We start from the raw sequence: 15,997 nt of genomic DNA, 5'->3' as shown, positions 1-15,997 counted from the left end.
GTCAGATGTCCTTCCCGTTCTTCCGGGAAATCCGAACGCGCTTGCCGGACTCTTCGTCGGTGCGGTAGCCCACGCGGGTGGGGTTTCCGTCCGAGTCGACGACTGCAACGTTGGAAACGTGGATCGGGGCTTCCTGCGTGACGATGCCGCCGGAGGATGCTCCGCGCTCGTTCGCGGAAACCGCGGTGTGCTTCTTGATTCGGTTCACGCCTTCGACGAGGACCTTGTCGGTCGCGGGGTAGGCCTGAATGACCTTGCCCTTCGCGCCCTTGTCCTTGCCGGCGATGACCAGAACGGTGTCACCCTTGTGCACCTTCATCACAGCACCTCCGGGGCAAGCGAAACGATCTTCATGAACTTCTTCTCGCGCAGCTCACGGCCGACGGGTCCGAAGATGCGGGTTCCACGGGGATCACTGTCAGCCTTGATGAGCACTGCAGCGTTCTCGTCGAATTTGATGTAGGAACCGTCCGGACGACGGCGCTCCTTGGTCGTGCGAACGATGACGGCCTTGACGACCTCACCCTTCTTGATGTTTCCACCGGGGATTGCGTCCTTGACGGTGGCGACGATGACGTCACCGATCCCGGCGTAGCGACGTGACGAACCGCCGAGAACGCGGATGCAAAGGATTTCCTTGGCACCCGTGTTATCAGCGACGCGAACTCGCGACTCCTGCTGAATCACTTGATCTCCCTAGACCTGGAATTTCGTGCGCAACGGATTACCGACCCGGTGCGCGCGGTCATTGTTGCCACCTGCGTCGTGTCTGAGCTGCAGTCCCACCGACTGACGTCGGGAGACGATCACTGCAAGCACCGTTCGAGCTGCGCACGTGAAGACACACCTCTGCCACAGGCAACCGTTCTATTGTAGGGAAGGGTTCACCGAATACCAAATCAGCCGTACTCGACGCAACTCGAACCCTTCGCCCGGAAAGCCCCGAAAGCCCCCGGAAAGCCGAATGGCCCACTCCCCCAAGGGGAAGCGGGCCATTCGGTGATACTCGATCAGCTCGAGGATTCGATCAGGCTTACTTGGCCTTTTCGAGGACCTCGACCAGACGCCAGTGCTTCGTCGCGGACAGCGGACGGGTTTCCATCAGCTGAACGCGGTCGCCGACGCCGGCAACGCCGTTCTCGTCGTGCGCCTTCACCTTGGTCGTACGGCGGATGATCTTGCCGTAGAGCTTGTGCTTGACGCGGTCTTCGAGCTCGACCACGATCGTCTTTTCCATCTTGTCGGACACGACGTATCCGACACGGACCTTACGGCTCGCGCGCTCTTCTGTGCTCACTGCTTTTTCCTCACTCATGCCGCGTCACCTGCATCCGGACCCACAGCGAGTCCGAGCTCACGCTCACGCAGGACGGTGTAGATGCGCGCGATCTCGTGACGAACGGTGCGCAGTCGTCGGTTGTTGTCCATCTGGCCGGTAGCCATCTGGAAACGAAGGTTGAAAAGCTCTTCCTTCGACTCACGGAGCCGGGTGACCAGCTCGTCTTCACTGAGCTCGCGGAGCTCTGCTGCTGGGGTTCCAGTAGCCATCAGAACTGCTCCTCTCTGGTCACGATCCGGCACTTGCACGGGAGCTTGTGCATCGCGCGGCGCAGGGCCTCGCGAGCAATCTCCTCGTTGGGGTATGTCATCTCGAACAGAACGCGTCCGGGCTTGACGTTGGCAATCCACCACTCGGGCGAACCCTTACCGGAACCCATTCGGGTTTCGGCCGGCTTCTTCGTGAGGGGGCGATCCGGGAAGATGTTGATCCAGATCTTGCCGCCACGCTTGATGTGCCGAGTCATGGCGATACGAGCGGACTCGATCTGCCGGTTGGTGATGTAGGCAGGCTCGAGAGCCTGGATGCCGTAGTCACCGAAGGTCACCTGGGTACCGCCCTTGGCGGCACCCGAACGGCTCGGGTGGTGCTGCTTGCGGTGCTTGACCCGCCGTGGGATCAACATGCGTCAGCCCTCCTGATTCTGTTCAGTTGCGGGAGCATCGGCGGTTGCGGTCGCTGCGCGGCCGGCCTCGGTGCTGGTCGCAGTGGTACCGGTGGCACCGGAACGACGCGGACGGCTCGGACGCTCACGACGCGGGCGATCCCCGGCCGGTGCGGCCGTGTTGGCGGCGAGCTCACGCTTGCCACCGACGATGTCGCCCTTGTAGATCCAGACCTTGACGCCGATGCGACCGAAGGTGGTCTTGGCCTCGTAGAGGCCGTAGTCGATGTCCGCACGAAGCGTGTGCAGCGGCACACGGCCTTCGCGGTAGAACTCCGACCGGGACATCTCGGCGCCGCCGAGACGACCGGAGCACTGAACGCGGATTCCCTTGACGTTGGGCTGACGCATGGCCGACTGGATGGCCTTGCGCATTGCACGACGGAAGGCAACGCGGTTCGAGAGCTGCTCGGCCACACCCTGTGCGACGAGCTGTGCTTCAGCTTCTGCGTTCTTGACCTCGAGGATGTTCAGCTGAACCTGCTTGCCGGTCAGCTTCTCGAGCTCGGAGCGGATGCGATCGGCTTCGGCGCCGCGGCGGCCGATGACGATGCCCGGACGTGCAGTGTGGATGTCCACGCGAACACGGTCACGGGTGCGCTCGATTTCGACCTTCGCGATTCCTGCGCGCTCCATGCCGGTGGCGAGGAGCTTACGGATCGCGACGTCTTCCTTGACGTACTCCGCGTACTGCTTGTCTGCGTACCAGCGAGACTTCCAGTCGGTGGTGATGCCGAGACGGAAGCCGTGCGGGTTGATTTTCTGGCCCACTACTGAGCACTTCCCTTCCGGCGATTACGGGTCGATGTTCCGGTCTTCGGCAGGCTCTCCACGATCACGGTGATGTGACTGGTGCGCTTGCGAATACGGAACGCACGTCCCTGTGCACGCGGCTGGAACCGCTTGAGGGTCGCGCCCTCGTCCACGAACGCCGTAGCAACGACAAGCGTGCTGGGGTCGAGGTCGAGGTTGTTCTCGGCGTTGGCTGCTGCGGAGGCGATCACCTTGGCGACCGGCTCGCTCGCTGCCTGCGGCGCGAACTTCAGGATGTTCAGGGCGTCTTCAACCGAGCGCCCGCGGACCAGGTCCACAACTCGACGTGCCTTCATCGGCGTAACGCGAACGTGCTTCGCTACAGCCTTGGCAGTCGGGTTGGCGGTTTCGGTGTTGCTCATCGCCTCTTCGCCTTCCGATCATCCTTGATGTGACCCTTGAACGTGCGGGTCGGTGCAAACTCTCCGAGCTTGTGTCCGACCATGGAGTCGGAAACGAACACGGGGACGTGCTTGCGGCCGTCGTGAACTGCAAACGTGTGGCCGATGAAGTCCGGGATGATTGTCGAACGACGGGACCAGGTCTTGATGACCTGCTTGGTTCCCTTTTCGTTCTGTACATCCACCTTCGCGAGGAGGTGGTCATCGACGAACGGGCCCTTCTTAAGGCTGCGTGGCATCCTTCACTCCCTCCTAGCGCTTGTTCTTGCCGGTGCGGCGGCGACGGACGATCATCTTGTCGCTTGCCTTGTTCTTGCGGGTACGGCCTTCAGGCTTACCCCACGGGCTGACCGGGTGGCGTCCACCTGAGGTCTTGCCCTCGCCGCCACCGTGCGGGTGGTCGACCGGGTTCATCACGACACCACGAACGGTCGGGCGCTTGCCCTTCCAACGCATACGGCCGGCCTTGCCCCAGTTGATGTTCGACTGCTCGGCGTTGCCGACCTCGCCGACGGATGCGCGGCAGCGCACGTCGACGCGACGGATTTCACCGGAAGGCATACGCAGCGTGGCGTAGCTGCCTTCCTTACCGAGGAGCTGGATGCTGGCGCCTGCGGAACGAGCCATCTTGGCTCCGCCGCCGGGACGCAGTTCCACACCGTGGATGGTGGTACCAGTCGGGATGTTGCGCAGCGGCAGGTTGTTGCCCGGCTTGATGTCGGCGCCTGCACCGGACTCGACCGGTGAACCCTGCACCAGGCCCTTGGGGGCGATGATGTAGCGCTTCTCACCGTCTGCGTAATGCAGGAGTGCGATGTTTGCTGTGCGGTTGGGGTCGTACTCGATGTGAGCGACCTTTGCCGGGATGCCGTCCTTGTCGTTGCGACGGAAATCGATCAGTCGGTATGCACGCTTGTGTCCGCCACCCTTGTGACGGGTGGTGATACGACCGTGTGCGTTACGTCCACCGCGACCGTGCAGCGGGCGAACCAGCGACTTCTCGGGGGTCGACCGAGTGATCTCGGCGAAGTCCGAGACGCTCGAGCCACGACGGCCCGGTGTTGTCGGCTTGTACTTACGGATTGCCATGAGTCTTCTCGTCCTCTATGTCTCGTCAAGTCCCGGCGCTTACGCGACCGGTCCTCCGAAGATCTCGATGGGCTTGCTGTCAGCGGACAGGGTCACGAGCGCGCGCTTGGTGTCCTTGCGCTTGCCGTAACCGAATCGGGTCCGCTTACGCTTGCCCTGACGGTTGGCGGTGTTGACGCTGGTCACCTTGACGCCGAAGACCTTCTCGACGGCAATCTTGATCTGCGTCTTGTTCGAGTCCGGGTGCACCAGGAAGGTGTAGGTGCCTTCCTCGATCAGTCCGTAGGACTTCTCGGAGATGACCGGAGCGAGCAGGATGTCGCGGGGGTCAGCGATGGTGCTCACTTGGCGTCCTCCTTGTTCTGAGCGCTCTCTGCGGGCCCGTGGATGAACGCGTTGAGTGCCTCGACGCTGAACACGACATCGTCTGCATTGAGCACGTCGTAGGTGTTGAGCTGGTCGGGTGCAATGGGATGCACGCCTTCCAGGTTCTGCACGCTCTTCCAAGCGGCTACATCCTGGCGACCCACGACGAGCAGCAGCTTCTTGCGATCCGAAATCTCGCCGAGGAACGCGATTGCGCCCTTGGTCGAAGGCGTCTGCCCTGCAACCAGTTCGGTGATGACGTGGATGCGCTCGTTGCGTGCGCGGTCAGAGAGGGCTCCGCGAAGAGCGGCTGCCTTCATCTTCTTGGGGGTGCGCTGGCTGTAGTCACGCGGCTGCGGGCCGTGAACGGTTCCGCCGCCGACGAACTGCGGTGCGCGAGTCGAGCCCTGGCGTGCGCGGCCGGTGCCCTTCTGGCGGTACGGCTTCTTGCCACCGCCGCGGACGTCGCCGCGGGTCTTGGTGGAGTGGGTTCCCTGACGAGCAGCTGCGAGCTGCGCGACGACAACCTGATGGAGAAGCGCGATGTTGGCCGGAGCGTCGAAGATCTCAGCGGGGAGATCGACGGTGCCGTTGGTCTTGCCGCCGGCGACCTTGACGTCCAGGGTCAACTTGGTCTCGGTGCTGGTCATGCCCGTGCACCACCCTTCACTGCACTCTTGACGATCACGAGGCCGCCCTTGCGGCCGGGGATCGCACCCTTGATCAGCAGCAGGCCGTTCTCTGCATCCACCTTGTGGACCGAGAGGTTCTGCGTCGTGATGCGGTCGCTACCCATGCGTCCGGACATGCGCATGCCCTTGAACACGCGGCCGGGAGTTGCACAGCCACCGATGGAGCCCGGGCGGCGGTGAACAGCCTGGGTACCGTGCGACGCGCCCTGTCCCTTGAAGCCGTGACGCTTCATGGTTCCGGCGAAGCCCTTGCCCTTGCTGGTTCCGGTGACGTCGACGTATGCGCCGTCCTCGAAGACCTCGGCGGTGAGCTCCTGGCCGACCTCGTAGTCGGAGGTGTCCGCAACGCGGAGCTCCACTACGTGGCGACGCGGGGTCACACCAGCCTTGGTGAACTGGCCGGAAGTCGGCTTGTTCACCTTGCGCGGGTCGATGGCGCCGAACGCGAGCTGAACGGCGCTGTAGCCGTCACGCTCTTCGGTACGGATCTGGGTTACGACGTTCGGCCCAGCCTTCACGACGGTGACCGGGACAACCCGGTTGTTCTCGTCGAAGACCTGGGTCATGCCGAGCTTGGTGCCCAGGATTCCCTTGATCTTGGTATCAGTCATTGTTTTTGTCTCCGCCGTCACTGAATGTTCACGTCGACACTGGCCGGAAGGTCGATGCGCATGAGCGCGTCAACCGTCTTCGGCGTCGGGTCGAGAATGTCGATCAGCCGCTTGTGAGTACGCATCTCGAAGTGCTCGCGCGAGTCCTTGTACTTGTGCGGCGAGCGGATGACGCAATATACGTTCTTCTCGGTCGGCAACGGCACAGGTCCAACGACGCGGGCACCCGTACGGGTTACCGTCTCGACGATCTTGCGCGCTGACGCGTCGATCGCCTCGTGGTCGTAGGCCTTGAGCCTGATGCGGATCTTTTGTCCCGCCACGCTTAGTGTCCTTTTCTTGCCGCGTTTCGTAGCCCGCCTGGTCAGGCTCGAGCTACCTCGTCTGCACAGTCCTTGCCTGGACGATGACACGACGAACACTGAAGCGATCGGGACCAAGTCCAAGTTCTCGGGAGTACCGAGATTCGGATCGAGATCAGGATCTGCTGCCGCTGTTCGTTTGTCATTGTTCTCCGGTACACGCGGTCGGGCGTGTCGCCTTCTCACTCATCCTGCGCCGGACAATCTTTCGATTATCTGGCGCGTGATGCGTACCGGACGTGTTCGATGTCGAACACAAAGTAGGTACTGCTTCCGTCCTGCATTACTTCTCGTCTTGCATGGTCACAGTCGTTGACCCGATTACCCTGACGGGATCTGCGATCGATCGTCTGTGACGTCTTACCCTTACCCGATCACGGCCGCAATCGACCGCGTCCCGGACAAGGCAACCCGACCAGTATGCCGTACCTGGCCCAAATCCTCAACTCCCCCGAACTGCCATTTCCGAGTGAGCTGCGCGACAACAACCTTACTCAGAAGTAAGATACGCCTATGACTACCTCCAGCCCTACCTATCGCGGATGGCAGAAATTGCCGGACAACGCCCTCGGACATGCAGTTTTCTCGGCGGCGATGTCCATTCGCGTGCCCTATTTCGCCTCTGTTCTCCCCCGGGTGACCAAGTTGGAACCAGGGCTCTGCGAGGTCCGCTCCCCCAAATGGTGGGGCGTCCACAATCATCTCGGCACTTTCCACGCGATCGCTGCCTGCAACCTCGCGGAGGTCGCGATGGGCATGCTGAGCGAAGCGACGGTTCCGAACTCCCACCGCTGGATCCCCAAGTCGATGAAGGTCGACTACCTCGCCAAGGCCGAGACCGGCCTGCGGGCGGTCGCCCGACTCGAGACTTTGCCGGACTTCGCGGCGATCGAGAGTGGCACGGAACTTCTCGTTCCCATCTCGATCTTCGACCGGGGCGGCAAGGAAGTAGTCCACGCCGAAATCACCACCTGGGTCTCCCCCAAGTAGGCACTCACGAACCCGCCTGCATCGCAACCTGATTCGCCCGCCAAACAGGTTTCGCAGAATTAGGCACCACCGCAGGTTTCGGCGAATGACGATCGTGGAACACCTCCCCGAACGGCGATGGTCGGTCGGGGTGCCGGTGTCCGGAGGTGGGTTGCGTTCCGGGCACCACATTGTCGACCTCGCGTCACGCCGAGCACCGGGAGGCCTCGTGGAAGAGTTCTTGACCACAACGAGTTCCGAAGCAGGCACGCAGACCTCGTCGTATCCGGACGAGGCCGAGGGATTGGACAGCTTCCGGCGCGACCTCGACGCCATCGACGCTCTACTTCTCGAGACGGTGCGGCAGCGGCTGGAACTCTGCCTGCGCATCGGCGAGTGGAAGCGCTCCCGCGAGGTTCCGATGATGCAACCCGGCCGCGTGCGCGTCGTGCAGGAGCGGGCGCGTGAATTCGCTCGTAGACACGACCTCTCTCCTGACTTCTTCAACGCCCTGTACGAGCTGATGATTGCCGAGACCTGTCGACTCGAAGACCTGGTGATCAACGCACCTGTTGAGGAGGAGGACACTGTTCGGGAATCCGTCGGACCGAGATCAGGATCATCGACATGAGTTCCCGCACCCTTCTGGTGGACAATTACGACTCGTTCACCTACAACCTGTTCACCCTGTTGACCGAGGTCAACGGGGTTGTGCCGATCGTGGTCCGCAACGACGCGGATTGGGATTCCCTCGATCTCGCGTCGTACGACAACGTGGTCATCTCCCCAGGTCCCGGCCGGCCGGATCGCGACCGTGATTTCGGAATCAGCCGCCGTTTCATCGAAGAAGCGCCTCTCCCACTTCTCGGTGTCTGTCTCGGCCACCAGGGCCTGTGCGAGTTGTTCGGCGCGGACGTGGTGGTTGCGCCCGTACCGATGCACGGCCGAATTTCGCTGATCGATCACGACGGCTCGGGCATTTTTGCCGGACTTCCGTCGCCGTTCCGAGCTGTTCGCTACCACTCGTTGACCGTCGAGAATCTGCCGAACGCCTTCGTTCGTACCGCGTGGACGTCCGACGGTCTGCTCATGGGTGTCCGGCACCGGACCAAGCCGATGTGGGGAGTTCAGTTCCATCCGGAGTCCATCAGCACCGAGTTCGGCATAGATTTGCTCGCGAACTTCCGCGATCTGTCCGTCGGACGCACTCTGGATTCGGTGATCCGACCCGAACCTGTTCCGCAAACACCCGACCTGCGGCCGGCGATCAACTACGACGTCGACGACGTGATTCTCGATTTTGCAGTGGACCCGTCGGCGGCCTATGCAGCACTGTTCGCCGACGGCCCGAACGCGTTCTGGCTGGACCGCGCGGCAACCGCAGAGCCGAGTGCGCGCTTTTCGATTCTCGGCGATTCGTCGGGGCCGCTGGCCGAGTTCATCACGTACGACGTGCAAGCCGAGGTACTGACTGTCAGCCGAAAAGGCTTGTCCGACGAGCACATTCGAGTTCCGTTCTTCGATTACTTGGACGCACAACTCGCGACGCGCTTCGTGCCCTCACATCCGGAACTCGACTTCAACCTCGGCTACGTGGGCTACCTCGGCTACGAACTGAAAGCACAGACCGGAGGAAGGGCAGTCCATCCGGCACCCACTCCTGATGCCGCTCTGGTGTTTGCCGATCGCGCCGTCGTCATCGATCACACCGCGGGCCGCACTCACGTTTTGAGGTTGCGCGAGAAAGTCCGGGACGCCGGCTATGACGATTGGCTCGAATCGACCGTCGACACCCTGGCGCGGATCGGCGCGGACCTTCCGGAACGCACCCCGGTTCCGCTGATCAGCGACACCGTCTGGACGCAGGCTCGCCTTCGGCATGATCGCGATCAGTACCTGTCGTTGATCGGAACGGCCCTCTCGGAGATCCGGGCGGGTGAGTCCTACGAGGTGTGTCTGACCAACATGGCGAGCGTCGACGAGACGATCGATGCACAGCAGGCGTTCGAGTATCTGCGCTCGATCAATCCGACGCCGTACAGCGCACTTCTCGACTTCACCGGCATCTCGGTGGTCTCGGCCTCGCCTGAGCGGTTCCTTCGTGTCGACTCGGCCGGCAACGTCGAGTCCAAGCCGATCAAAGGGACCCGCCCGCGCGGCGTCACCCGAGCGCGTGATGCTGCCCTACGGCAGGACCTGCTCGACAGCGAGAAGGACCGCGCCGAGAACCTGATGATCGTGGACCTCACCCGCAACGACCTCACCAAGGTCTGCGTTCCGGGAAGTGTCCACGTTCCGAGGCTGTTCGCGATCGAGTCGTACTCGTCCGTTCACCAAATGGTGTCGACGGTGCGCGGACATCTGAGTCCGGGGTCGTCGGCGGTGGACTGTGTGCGTGCCGCGTTCCCCGGTGGATCGATGACCGGCGCCCCGAAGGTACGGACGATGGAGATCATCGACCGCCTCGAATCAGGCCCACGTGGGGTCTACTCGGGATCGATCGGGTACTTCGCGCTCGGTGGCGCCGCGGACCTCTCGATCGTGATCCGGTCGCTGGTCTGCACCGCGAGCGGCGTGACCTTCGGAATCGGCGGTGCCATCACAGCGTTGTCCGATCCGGAAGAAGAATTCGACGAGACCACGGTCAAGGCGTCCACGCTGCTCCGTGCGCTCGACGCGGTGTCCTCGCGGGTCCTCGAGTACGGCGGGTAGATCCAGCCATGACGGCGTCATCAGGCACAGCGACGGTTGTCGGCGGGCTGGGTGCCGTCGGATCCATGTTCGTCGAACTGCTTCGCGCCGGGGGGTCGACCGTCACCGTCGTCGACCCAGCAGGCAGCGATCCCGACGGAGATGTAGTCGTCGGAGACATCACGAAACCCAGTGAGCAAGTCCTCGCGCACGTGGAGTCCTCGCGCATCATCGTGCTCGCGGTTCCCGAACAGGTCGCTCTAGCCGCACTACCGAGCCTTCGGACATCCGGCGCTCTCGTTGTGGACACACTGTCGGTCAAATCGCGGATGGACGCAGCAATCGCCGACGCCGGCCGAGAAGGGGAATTCCTCGGACTCAACCCCATGTTCCGTCCGTCGCTCGGGCCACGCGGTCGGGCCGTCATCGCAGTGCCGTACGTCGGCGGTCCGCAGTCCGACAGATTCCTCGACATCGTGCGCTCGTGGGGAGCGTCGGTCGCGGTGATGGACGCCGATCGTCACGACCGGTTGGCTGCGGCCACCCAGGTTCTGACACACGCGTCGGTGCTGGCTTTCGGCGTTGCCCTGGCCGAACTCGGAGTTTCCGCGGACGAACTCATCGCGGTCGCCCCTCCCCCGCATCGGACCTTGCTCGCGCTCCTGGCGCGGATAGCCGGCGGCGAACCGGAGGTGTACTGGGACGTACAAGCGGGCAATCCGCATGCAGGTGCGACACGAAAAGCACTGTTTGATGCCACCTCACAGGTGGACACGGCGGCCGAGACGCTCGGCGACTTCACGACGCTGATGAAAACCGCCGAGGCAGCGCTCGACGATCACTCCGGCGAATTGAACGCGGAGTGCCAGAGCTTGTTCGATCGCATTGCCGAAGGGCACAGAGAGTAGGGAACGATGAGACCCGGAGTGAGTCCGCCCAGCCTCCCGGAGTACGACGCCTCGGATCCGGTCGAGAGTGCAATCGTCCGCCGCCTTGCGAGCAACTGGGCGCGCCGGGCAACCGTGAAGAAGGCGGAGCCGGAACTGGACGATCTCTTCGATTCGTCGTTGTCCGACTACCCCGAAGCACTTCTCCCGTTCGCGGAGCATCCGACCTACCTGGCATTGAGCCCCGAGCAGAAGCAACGCCTGCAAGCCTGGGCATGGATCGCGTTCAACAAGAACGTCATGGACATCGAGAAGTACGTCGTCAATCCCGGCTTCGACGTTCTCGCCGAAGACCGACTCGGCGTCGGTCTCGGAGATTGGGCTGCAGTGGCCGTCAATCAGGCGATGGTCGACGAGCAATATCACACGCTCATGCACTTCAATGCCAGTTCAGCGACCCGTCGAGGCAGGGGCTGGGGGCTGCCGGCGAAGGCACTGCCAGACGTCCTGACGGTCCGCACGCGGGCGCAAGCTCTCGACGCAGCCGAGGGGCCTCGCAAGATCGCCCTGACACAGTTGGCGTTCATGACCGTCGCCGAGGTGTCGATCACCGCATACCTCGACCTCATCTCGGACGACCCGGGCGTTCAGTCGATCAACCGCGCGACAATCCGGTTGCACGCTCGCGACGAGTACTGCCATGCCTCGATTGCCGGGGAATTAGCCGTCCTGGTCTGGGATTCCCTGGGTGGTGGAGATCGCAGCTATCTACTCGAAGGTTTCGAGGACGCAATGCATGCGTTCAGCGGGACCGACTTCGGCGCGTGGCGAGCAATCATGGAAATTGAAGCCATACCTGGAGGACGGAAGATGCTCGACGATGTCGCATTGGAACCGCACAACGAACTGTTCGTGCAGGACTACAGTGGAATAACGTCCCTGTTCCAAAAGCTACAAGTTACACCAGAAGTAACAATCGCTGCAGATGAATATTCTGCCAGTTAATCCCGTGCAATAAAAGAAATAGTTCGCAACGAACGAGAACCAGCAATAGTCCGCAATTATCGGGCACTCCCGATTTTTCAGCTAGACACGAGCGTTCTCGAATAAATACCGGACGGATTTATCAAGAAAAGACGGGAAGATCCCGCGCCCGCTGCCTCCGACCCAAGACCCGAGACGAGAGTTGTCCGGAATCCTTGTCATAAATTCGATAAAGAGGCCACAAGATTGCATGCAGAATACTGTCTGCTGCAATCAAGAATGTTAACTTCCAATTCGATACACCATGATGCTCGAGGGTTTTCTTCGATGCTCGATTATATCGTGCATACACTCGCGGCGAACTAACCCCACGTCTACCCGAAACCTTTGCGGCCATGCTCGAGATCTGCCCCACTGCGCAACGAACATGCGCCATGCAGAGGGATAGATCGATATCCTCATGAATGTCGGTTCGATCGCTGACCGCACCCCTAACGGCCAACCAAGCCGACCGACGCATCGCCATGTTACTGCCTGGAACTGCAACAACGGGCCGAACCGCCCCCTGAGCCCCGCGACCGAGTCGCCAATTCGTCCATCGGCGCTGAAGGCCGGCGATCGGAGATTCATAAAGGTAAGTCAGGCCAGTTACGCCCGAGAAATCGTCGCGACGCTCGAAGAATTCGTGAACCGCAACGGCCCAGTCTTCCCCCACGATCGTATCCGCGTCGATACGTCCGATAATTTCTCCACTCGCCGCGTCAAACCCTTTGTTTCTCGCATGCACCACCCCGGGGCGGGATTCTTTGAGAAGCCGAACCTTGGGACAACTACTTTGATACTTCTCGATCAACTCGGAAGTGTTGTCCGAGGAATTATTGTCAACGATGATGATTTCGTCGACATATTCACCTTGAGCAATGAGCGCTTCGATGCACGTTTCGATGTATTCAGATTCATTAAAAGCCGGAACAACCACCGACAACGTCGCGTTCGCCATTTCCCAACGGTATCGCGAATCTCTCCACAAGACATCGAGCAGCGGGCCCAGGGGACCAACCGGAAGGAATCGGGGGACTTTCGTCACCGGTCAAATCAAAGACCTCCGGTCCGCGCAACCGAATACCCACCTGCGCAGATGCGCTGAAAATCTATTTGGTCATTCGTTCAATTAGAAGAGATCTTTACGTTACAAAGAATATTTGTGATTCTTGCCACAAGGTGAAATCGAAGGTGAGAGTTGCTGGCAGGAGCCACATACTCCCTCTCACGCGTCCGATTGCCCGAGTGTCGGTTTGACCCTCCGGTAACATCTGAGCGGAGATCACGGATAGAAGACAGAAGGCATCTGTGCGCCCGTCGGGAGCGCGTGCCCGTTCCGACAATGCAGACAGCGGAGTGTTGATGCCCTTTTCCACGGACGCAGCGGTACTAGTGGAGGACGTACACAAGTCCTTCAAGAACGTGCACGCGCTGCGAGGGATCAACTTCACCGCCCCACGTGGGACAGTGCTCGGCATCTTAGGTCCCAACGGCGCAGGCAAGACGACGACGGTGAAGGTCCTCTCCACGCTCATTCGTCCCACCAGTGGACGCGCGATGGTGGCTGGCTACGACGTAGTGCGCAATGCTCCCGAGGTTCGACGCTCCATCATGATGACCGGGCAGTTCGCCGCCCTGGACGATTCACTCACCGGCCGGGAGAACATCGAACTGTTCGGCAGGTTGATGGGTCTCGACCGAATGTCGGCGAAGGTGCGCGCTGCCGACCTGCTCTCTCAATTCGACCTCGTCGAAGCAGGATCTCGAGTAGTGAGGAACTACTCCGGCGGTATGCGCCGACGAATCGATATCGCGTGTGGCCTGGTTGTTCGCCCCGAGGTCGTTTTCCTCGACGAGCCGACCACCGGCTTGGATCCGCGCAGTCGGCAGAGCGTCTGGTCGCTGGTCCAGTCACTGAAGGAGCAGGGAATCACCGTGCTCCTGACAACTCAGTACCTCGAAGAGGCAGATTTACTGAGCGACAACATCATCGTCATCGACAAAGGCGCAGTCATTGCTGAGGGGACTGCTGACCAACTGAAGGCGCGAACCGGCGCAAGCTTCTGCGAGATTGTGCCCGCAGATCTCAAACAGCTGCCTCATGCGGTCCATGCCCTGGGCAATCTGGTCCCCCGCGACTTCAGATTCGATCTGGCACAAGAAAGCGGTCGCATCGCTATCCCCGCACCTGTCGGCGCAGGAACCCTCTCCGAAGCGCTGCGTCGTCTGGACCACGCACGGATTCCGCTTGCAGACATCGCGCTCCGTCGCCCGTCACTCGATGACGTCTTTCTTTCACTCACAGGTGAACAGCACGTAAGCGAGACGCCGTGACGACAACTACAAAATTCGGGGTCGATCAAGTGACTGTCCGCGGGGAAAGTCGCAGCAAGATTGCAGTCCCCGAGGCTTTAAGCGTTGGAAAGCACCGCCGACCGCATCCATCAGCGATCAATCAGTGGTGGGTGCTGACTGCACGCACCGTCAAATCGATGGTCAAGCGCTATGAGCTGCTCGTTGCAGTCATCGCACCGCTGATCTTCACGATCGGGTTCTACCTTCCCTTGAAGTTCGTCATGCAACTTCAAGGGATCAACTACGCGCAGTTCTTGATGCCGATCATTGTCCTGCAGGCGATGGCATTCACATCGATCTCGGCTGCTCAAATGTCTTCGACCGAATCGATCACCGGCTTCAGCAACCGGATGAAAACCATGCCGGTCGTCGGCCCGATCCCGCTGCTGTCCCGTCAATCCAGTGGGTTCGTCAGATCAACAGTCTCGCTTGCTGCCGCATTGGCGTTCGGCCACTTGATCGGTTTTCGATTCTCAGCCGGAGTCGGGCAGGCCGTCTTGTTCTGCGCTGTCGCCCTGGCGTTCAGCACCTGCCTGTCCTTCGCTGGTGACGCCATCGGCTCATTGTCGAAGAGCCCGCAGGCCACCAGTCAAGCGCTGACATTGCCACAGTTGATTCTGGGGATGTTGTCCTGCGGTTTTGCGCCCGAGACCGGCTTTCCCGAGTGGATTCGGCCGTTTGTACGCAATCAACCGGTATCGCAGTTTTCATTCGCCATGCGTGATCTTGCACAAGGCGGAGTCACCTGGAGCGTCCTGTTTCCCGTCGTTGCGTGGACTATCGGGTTGATCGTCGTGTTCGCGCCACTCGCGTTCTGGGCAAGTATGAGGCGGTCATGAACGAACCGACAGATCGATTCATGGCTGTAGTCCGCCCGGTCGAGGGGTTCAACTTCCCTTACCCGGATAAAGCGCTCCCCGAGAACTCGTTCAAGGCGCTGGTCGTGCACAGTGGGATTCAGGCTAAACGCCTGCTGCTCACCTGGCTGCGAGATCCGTCGACGGCCATTCAAGCCCTCATATACCCAGCATTCATGTTGCTCATGTTCCGGGTCGTATTGGGCAATTCGATTACAGCAGCAACCGGCCAGTCGAGTATTTTCGGGACAGTTCCACTGATCATCCTCGTAGGCGCTATGTTCGGGTCGATTGCGAGCGCCGTCGGCCTCAAAGGTGAACGCGCGTCCGGACTGCTGAGTCGATTCTGGACGCTCCCCGCGCATCGCGCCTCGAGTCTCGTCGGACGCATGATCGCAGAAGCAGTCCGAGTTCTTCTCACGTCAATCGTGATTCTCGGCGTCGGCTATCTGCTGGGGTTCCGATTCAATCAAGGTCCGCTGGCGGCCTTCGCGATCTTGGCGTTGCCCGTCATTTTCGGCGTCGGTTTTGCCATGATGGTGACGGCCCTGGCCACTGTCTCCGACAACTTGCCGCTCGTCGAAATCGTATCCATCTCGTGCACACTATTGATGTTCTTCAATTCCGGATTCGTCCCTGTGATGGCCTACCCGAAGTGGCTTCAACCAGTGGTGGCAGAGCAACCGATGTCCGTCGCTATCGACACGATGAGAGGGCTGTCGTTGGGCGGTCCTGTGGCGGAACCCCTCGTCAAGACGCTGATCTGGTCCATCGGCATGATTCTGGTCTTCGTCTACCCAGCAATTCGGGGATACCGACGCGCCGCGGCGATGTCGTAACGAATACAGACCGCAAACCGACTTCACAGTTCGAGA

22 protein-coding genes are annotated in these 15,997 nt (G+C 61.0%); 8 read left to right on the top strand and 14 right to left on the bottom strand.

Annotated elements, in window-relative coordinates:
- Position 1: 1 nt before the first annotated feature.
- From rplX to rpsJ, 13 genes are all read right to left on the bottom strand, one after another.
- Positions 2-319, bottom strand: a complete 318-nt coding sequence (rplX, locus tag ACBG85_RS09305) for a 50S ribosomal protein L24 (RefSeq protein ID WP_003941019.1) — start codon at positions 317-319, stop codon at positions 2-4.
- On the bottom strand, positions 319-687 hold the full coding sequence (gene rplN, locus ACBG85_RS09300; protein ID WP_003940951.1) for a 50S ribosomal protein L14: 369 nt from the start codon (positions 685-687) through the stop codon (positions 319-321). Before rplN ends, rplX begins: the two co-directional genes overlap by 1 nt.
- Positions 688-1,033: 346 nt before the next feature.
- Positions 1,034-1,315, bottom strand: coding sequence for a 30S ribosomal protein S17 (gene rpsQ, locus ACBG85_RS09295; RefSeq protein WP_003941020.1), 282 nt, complete (start codon positions 1,313-1,315; stop codon positions 1,034-1,036).
- Positions 1,312-1,548 (bottom strand): 50S ribosomal protein L29, encoded by a 237-nt coding sequence (gene rpmC, locus ACBG85_RS09290; RefSeq protein ID WP_003940734.1) that lies wholly within the window; start codon positions 1,546-1,548, stop codon positions 1,312-1,314. Before rpmC ends, rpsQ begins: the two co-directional genes overlap by 4 nt.
- A complete protein-coding gene (rplP, locus tag ACBG85_RS09285; RefSeq protein ID WP_003940899.1) occupies positions 1,548-1,964 on the bottom strand; it encodes a 50S ribosomal protein L16 in 417 nt (138 codons plus the stop codon). The genes rpmC and rplP overlap by 1 nt, the downstream gene beginning before the upstream one ends.
- A gap of 3 nt (positions 1,965-1,967) precedes the next feature.
- On the bottom strand, positions 1,968-2,774 hold the full coding sequence (rpsC, locus tag ACBG85_RS09280; protein WP_003941003.1) for a 30S ribosomal protein S3: 807 nt from the start codon (positions 2,772-2,774) through the stop codon (positions 1,968-1,970).
- Complete coding sequence (gene rplV, locus ACBG85_RS09275; protein WP_003940717.1) at positions 2,774-3,178, bottom strand: 50S ribosomal protein L22; 405 nt, start codon at positions 3,176-3,178, stop codon at positions 2,774-2,776. Before rplV ends, rpsC begins: the two co-directional genes overlap by 1 nt.
- Entirely contained in the window at positions 3,175-3,456 is a 282-nt protein-coding gene (rpsS, locus tag ACBG85_RS09270) for a 30S ribosomal protein S19 (protein ID WP_003940820.1), read from the bottom strand. The genes rplV and rpsS overlap by 4 nt, the downstream gene beginning before the upstream one ends.
- A gap of 13 nt (positions 3,457-3,469) precedes the next feature.
- Positions 3,470-4,306 (bottom strand): 50S ribosomal protein L2, encoded by an 837-nt coding sequence (gene rplB / locus ACBG85_RS09265; protein ID WP_003940895.1) that lies wholly within the window; start codon positions 4,304-4,306, stop codon positions 3,470-3,472.
- A gap of 39 nt (positions 4,307-4,345) precedes the next feature.
- Positions 4,346-4,651 carry a 50S ribosomal protein L23 gene (gene rplW / locus ACBG85_RS09260; protein ID WP_003940990.1) on the bottom strand — a complete coding sequence of 102 codons (306 nt, stop codon included), beginning with the start codon at positions 4,649-4,651 and terminating at the stop codon, positions 4,346-4,348.
- Positions 4,648-5,322 (bottom strand): 50S ribosomal protein L4, encoded by a 675-nt coding sequence (rplD, locus tag ACBG85_RS09255; protein WP_003940723.1) that lies wholly within the window; start codon positions 5,320-5,322, stop codon positions 4,648-4,650. Before rplD ends, rplW begins: the two co-directional genes overlap by 4 nt.
- Positions 5,319-5,975, bottom strand: coding sequence for a 50S ribosomal protein L3 (rplC, locus tag ACBG85_RS09250; protein WP_003940826.1), 657 nt, complete (start codon positions 5,973-5,975; stop codon positions 5,319-5,321). The genes rplD and rplC overlap by 4 nt, the downstream gene beginning before the upstream one ends.
- 17 nt (positions 5,976-5,992) lie before the next feature.
- Positions 5,993-6,298: a 30S ribosomal protein S10 gene (rpsJ, locus tag ACBG85_RS09245; RefSeq protein WP_003938093.1), complete on the bottom strand. Its 306-nt coding sequence runs from the start codon at positions 6,296-6,298 to the stop codon at positions 5,993-5,995.
- Between the two features lie 552 nt (positions 6,299-6,850).
- Between rpsJ and ACBG85_RS09240 the strand changes: the two genes are divergently transcribed.
- From ACBG85_RS09240 to ACBG85_RS09220, 5 genes are all read left to right on the top strand, one after another.
- A complete protein-coding gene (locus ACBG85_RS09240; RefSeq protein WP_003940943.1) occupies positions 6,851-7,327 on the top strand; it encodes a hotdog fold domain-containing protein in 477 nt (158 codons plus the stop codon).
- An 85-nt stretch (positions 7,328-7,412) separates the two neighbouring features.
- On the top strand, positions 7,413-7,937 hold the full coding sequence (locus ACBG85_RS09235; RefSeq protein ID WP_042922406.1) for a chorismate mutase family protein: 525 nt from the start codon (positions 7,413-7,415) through the stop codon (positions 7,935-7,937).
- Positions 7,934-10,018 (top strand): aminodeoxychorismate synthase component I, encoded by a 2,085-nt coding sequence (gene pabB / locus ACBG85_RS09230; RefSeq protein WP_214514504.1) that lies wholly within the window; start codon positions 7,934-7,936, stop codon positions 10,016-10,018. Before ACBG85_RS09235 ends, pabB begins: the two co-directional genes overlap by 4 nt.
- An 8-nt stretch (positions 10,019-10,026) precedes the next feature.
- Positions 10,027-10,905, top strand: a complete 879-nt coding sequence (locus tag ACBG85_RS09225) for a prephenate dehydrogenase dimerization domain-containing protein (RefSeq protein ID WP_214514505.1) — start codon at positions 10,027-10,029, stop codon at positions 10,903-10,905.
- 6 nt (positions 10,906-10,911) lie between these two features.
- On the top strand, positions 10,912-11,889 hold the full coding sequence (locus ACBG85_RS09220) for a diiron oxygenase (protein WP_209908057.1): 978 nt from the start codon (positions 10,912-10,914) through the stop codon (positions 11,887-11,889).
- Positions 11,890-12,010: 121 nt separating this feature from the next.
- Here the strand turns inward: ACBG85_RS09220 and ACBG85_RS09215 are convergent, their stop codons facing one another.
- Positions 12,011-12,868, bottom strand: coding sequence for a glycosyltransferase family 2 protein (locus tag ACBG85_RS09215; protein WP_064073940.1), 858 nt, complete (start codon positions 12,866-12,868; stop codon positions 12,011-12,013).
- Positions 12,869-13,272: 404 nt separating this feature from the next.
- Between ACBG85_RS09215 and ACBG85_RS09210 the strand changes: the two genes are divergently transcribed.
- The 3 genes from ACBG85_RS09210 to ACBG85_RS09200 are packed head-to-tail and all read left to right on the top strand — an operon-like array spanning position 13,273 to position 15,961.
- Positions 13,273-14,244 carry a daunorubicin resistance protein DrrA family ABC transporter ATP-binding protein gene (locus ACBG85_RS09210; RefSeq protein ID WP_020969036.1) on the top strand — a complete coding sequence of 324 codons (972 nt, stop codon included), beginning with the start codon at positions 13,273-13,275 and terminating at the stop codon, positions 14,242-14,244.
- Positions 14,241-15,104, top strand: a complete 864-nt coding sequence (locus ACBG85_RS09205) for an ABC transporter permease (protein WP_054781949.1) — start codon at positions 14,241-14,243, stop codon at positions 15,102-15,104. The genes ACBG85_RS09210 and ACBG85_RS09205 overlap by 4 nt, the downstream gene beginning before the upstream one ends.
- Positions 15,101-15,961, top strand: coding sequence for an ABC transporter permease (locus ACBG85_RS09200; protein ID WP_058039006.1), 861 nt, complete (start codon positions 15,101-15,103; stop codon positions 15,959-15,961). The genes ACBG85_RS09205 and ACBG85_RS09200 overlap by 4 nt, the downstream gene beginning before the upstream one ends.
- The last annotated feature ends 36 nt before the right edge of the window (positions 15,962-15,997 follow it).

Origin of the sequence: Rhodococcus sp. NyZ502, assembly GCF_041464245.1 — a bacterium.
Classification (GTDB): Bacteria; Actinomycetota; Actinomycetes; order Mycobacteriales; family Mycobacteriaceae; genus Rhodococcus_F; species Rhodococcus_F qingshengii.
The sequence above is the reverse complement of the archived record's forward strand: the minus strand, read 5'-3'. Positions and strand labels throughout refer to the sequence as shown.

What these genes read in the sequence shown, in the direction of transcription:
- rpsQ (WP_003941020.1), bottom strand. Translation starts at nt 1,315, where the DNA reads ATGAGTGAGGAAAAAGCAGTGAGCACAGAAGAGCGCGCGAGCCGTAAG.
- rplX (WP_003941019.1), bottom strand. Translation starts at nt 319, where the DNA reads ATGAAGGTGCACAAGGGTGACACCGTTCTGGTCATCGCCGGCAAGGAC.
- ACBG85_RS09215 (WP_064073940.1), bottom strand. Translation starts at nt 12,868, where the DNA reads ATGGCGAACGCGACGTTGTCGGTGGTTGTTCCGGCTTTTAATGAATCT.
- rplD (WP_003940723.1), bottom strand. Translation starts at nt 5,322, where the DNA reads ATGACCAGCACCGAGACCAAGTTGACCCTGGACGTCAAGGTCGCCGGC.
- rplV (WP_003940717.1), bottom strand. Translation starts at nt 3,178, where the DNA reads ATGAGCAACACCGAAACCGCCAACCCGACTGCCAAGGCTGTAGCGAAG.
- pabB (WP_214514504.1), top strand. Translation starts at nt 7,934, where the DNA reads ATGAGTTCCCGCACCCTTCTGGTGGACAATTACGACTCGTTCACCTAC.
- ACBG85_RS09210 (WP_020969036.1), top strand. Translation starts at nt 13,273, where the DNA reads ATGCCCTTTTCCACGGACGCAGCGGTACTAGTGGAGGACGTACACAAG.
- rpsS (WP_003940820.1), bottom strand. Translation starts at nt 3,456, where the DNA reads ATGCCACGCAGCCTTAAGAAGGGCCCGTTCGTCGATGACCACCTCCTC.
- ACBG85_RS09225 (WP_214514505.1), top strand. Translation starts at nt 10,027, where the DNA reads ATGACGGCGTCATCAGGCACAGCGACGGTTGTCGGCGGGCTGGGTGCC.
- ACBG85_RS09240 (WP_003940943.1), top strand. Translation starts at nt 6,851, where the DNA reads ATGACTACCTCCAGCCCTACCTATCGCGGATGGCAGAAATTGCCGGAC.
- ACBG85_RS09220 (WP_209908057.1), top strand. Translation starts at nt 10,912, where the DNA reads ATGAGACCCGGAGTGAGTCCGCCCAGCCTCCCGGAGTACGACGCCTCG.
- ACBG85_RS09235 (WP_042922406.1), top strand. Translation starts at nt 7,413, where the DNA reads ATGACGATCGTGGAACACCTCCCCGAACGGCGATGGTCGGTCGGGGTG.
- ACBG85_RS09200 (WP_058039006.1), top strand. Translation starts at nt 15,101, where the DNA reads ATGAACGAACCGACAGATCGATTCATGGCTGTAGTCCGCCCGGTCGAG.
- rplP (WP_003940899.1), bottom strand. Translation starts at nt 1,964, where the DNA reads ATGTTGATCCCACGGCGGGTCAAGCACCGCAAGCAGCACCACCCGAGC.
- rpmC (WP_003940734.1), bottom strand. Translation starts at nt 1,548, where the DNA reads ATGGCTACTGGAACCCCAGCAGCAGAGCTCCGCGAGCTCAGTGAAGAC.
- rplC (WP_003940826.1), bottom strand. Translation starts at nt 5,975, where the DNA reads ATGACTGATACCAAGATCAAGGGAATCCTGGGCACCAAGCTCGGCATG.
- rplB (WP_003940895.1), bottom strand. Translation starts at nt 4,306, where the DNA reads ATGGCAATCCGTAAGTACAAGCCGACAACACCGGGCCGTCGTGGCTCG.